The organism is Streptomyces sp. NPDC059787 (assembly GCF_042732315.1).
GTDB classification, from domain to species: domain Bacteria; phylum Actinomycetota; class Actinomycetes; order Streptomycetales; family Streptomycetaceae; genus Streptomyces; species Streptomyces atrovirens.
In genome coordinates, this window is sequence record NZ_JBHWHX010000105.1 from 1 (window position 1) to 2,588 (window position 2,588).

Sequence of the window (2,588 nt, forward strand, 5' to 3'; positions counted from 1 at the left end):
CAGGGACAGCTCGACCAGCGTCTTCACCGGCCCGTCCGCACACAACACCGCGTCGGTGAGTTCGAAGAGCGCGTCCGCCCGCCGGTAGAGACACTGAGCGTTTTCAGCGAGGCCACCGATGGGGTGACGGCGGTGGAGACGCAACGCACGAGGCACCCGAGCCGTTGAGGGAGGTGTTCGAAGTCTCAACTCATCAGCGCGGGTGCCTCGTTGGTCTCCTATCCTGCTGCACTCGACCTGCCTCATGCGCTGGTCGAGTGGGTCACCATGCTCATCGTCACCCGTGAGGGTGACCGCCGCTGCAAGCTCCCACCGCACCAACGCGCGCTCGTCGGTCTGGTGTACCTGCGCAAGCACGACACCCTGGCCCAGATAGCCGCCGGCTTCGGCATCTCGGTCGGCACCGCCCACGCCTATACCACCGCGGTGATCGACCTCCTGGCCGCCCGGGCACCCGGCCTGCTGAAGGTCCTGCGGGAGCACGAACCGGAGTACGTACTGCTCGACGGGACGCTCACCGAGTGCGACCGTGTGGGCGACGGCCGGGCCGACTACTCGCACAAGCATCGTCGGCACGGCGTGAACGTGCAGGTCGTGACCGATCCGATCGGGCAGGTGCTGTGGATCTCCCCGGCCTTGCCGGGCCGGTGCCACGACCTGACCGCGGCCCGCGCTCACCGGATCATCCGGATCTGCGAACGCCAGGGTGTCCCCGTCCTGGCCGACCGCGCTTACCAGGGCGCCGGCCCCTGGGTCACCACCGGGCGCAGGAGGCCGCCCGGCGGGCAGTTGTCCCCCACACAGCAGACGGTCAACCGGGCGCTGGCCGCGTCCCGGGCACCCGTCGAACGGGGTATGGCGCTGCTGAAGTCCTGGCGGATCTTCCGAAGATCCCGGATCAGCCCGAACCGCATGACGTCGGTCGCCAAGGCCGTCTTCACCCTGGAGAGGCAACGCTGAAAATGCTCACTCATAGAACTCGACCCGAAAGCGGGACAACAGGCCCAACGCCTCGCTTCCGGGCACATCGACGGGCAGACTCATGCGCAGCGGCCGTTCTCTTGTCTTCGTGACTCGACATCTCGAAGCGTGGAGAACGGCCGCCTCCGCTGTCCTGGGAAGAACCGCAGGTCAGCAGGACGAGTGACCCGCGAGGTTAAACGCCAAGCTAAGCCGGGCCCCTGCCGCAGACGCCCCCAATGCCGGGCACCCGCGGACACCGCGTGCCCAGCACCGACCACCCCCGCCCCACGGCGTCAAGCGGTGCTGCAAAACCGGTGAGCGCCCTGGAGCGGCTGTGATGCACTGGCAGCCGAACGAGGCCGAGGGGAAAAGACACGTGGACCGCTGCATCGTCCTGGTAGACGCCGGATACCTTCTGGGCGCGGCAGCGACGCTGCTGACAGGCGACGCCGCCCGCTCGCGCCTGTGTGTCGACCACGCAGATCTGATCCAGCAGATCCGCGACCGCGCGCAGACCGAGACCGGGCAGCCGCTGCTGCGGATCTACTGGTTCGACGGGGCCCCGGACCGGGTGCCCCAGCCCGAGCACCGGCGCCTGCGGGTGATGCCCCGGGTCACCGTGCGCCTGGGCATGCTCACCCGCATCCACGGCCGCTTCCAGCAAAAGGGCGTCGACGCCGCCATGCACGCGCAGCTGACCGAACTCGCCCGACACAAGGCCGCAAGCGACATCGTGCTGATCACCGGCGACGGGGACCTCCTGCCCGGCGTGATGGCGGCCAAGGAACACGGTGTGGCCATGCACCTGTGGGCCGTGCAGGCCGCCGACGGCGCCTACAACCAGTCCGAGGACCTGGTCGCCGAAGCCGACGAGCGACACCTGCTGGACCGCGCCTGGCTCACCCGGGCCATCACCGCAGCCGAACCGGCCACACCGGCTGCTCCGGCACAGCCCGCACCCGAACCCTCCCAGCCGTTTGTGCCGGCCGAGCCCAGCGGCGCACCCCAGCCCCCCCCCTGTCGACACCCGCCCCACCCCGGGAGACCTGGCACGAGCCGCACCCCCCGCCGCCCTGCGCTGGTCCTCGGACTCCGGCTGGACTGACCCCGACGAGGAAATCCCGCTCCTGGACGCCCTCACCACCGGCCACCAAGGGTGGGTGGACCGTGAGCAGGACCTCTCGGTCACCGGCGAACCCCACGAAGTGGGAAAGACCTTCGGCGCACGCTGGGCCGAACGACTGCCGCACGACCAGGCCACCGACCTCCTGGCCCGACTGGACCAGACACACCCCCGCATCCCCCGCTGCCTCGACAGCGAACTCCTCCGCTACCGGGACTATTCGCAGTGCACCGGGGTTCAGCCCGGTGGTGAAGCGAATCTGAGAGCTGCTCTGACCTCAGCTGTGTGCGTGGATCCGCACTGTTCACCTCGGCCCAGGTCGGAGCGGCCGGTTCTGCTGCTCGATGTACTGCTTCACGAGGCTGAGGGGTGCGCCGCCGACGGAACCGGCGAAGTACGAGCCGGAACAGAGTCGTTGTGCCCGCCAGTAGTGGCGGACGAGGTCGGGGAACTCCTGGCGCAGCCGCCGGGAAGAGACGCCCTTGAGGCTGTTGACCAGCTT

Annotated in this window: 2 protein-coding genes and 1 pseudogene; 2 read left to right on the forward strand and 1 reads right to left on the reverse strand. The window is 69.2% G+C overall.

All coding sequences use genetic code 11. The annotated features are described in order from the left end of the window. Positions 1-210: 210 nt before the first annotated feature. Positions 211-960, forward strand: a complete 750-nt coding sequence (locus ACFV5H_RS37725; RefSeq protein ID WP_385052694.1) for a transposase family protein — start codon at positions 211-213, stop codon at positions 958-960. A 379-nt stretch (positions 961-1,339) separates the two neighbouring features. After that, positions 1,340-2,297: pseudogene (locus tag ACFV5H_RS37730) on the forward strand (NYN domain-containing protein); the annotation flags it as partial. Positions 2,298-2,390: 93 nt separating this feature from the next. Here the strand turns inward: ACFV5H_RS37730 and ACFV5H_RS37735 are convergent. Then, a partial coding sequence (locus ACFV5H_RS37735) for a transposase (protein ID WP_385199179.1) occupies positions 2,391-2,588 on the reverse strand: 198 nt, incomplete at its 5' end.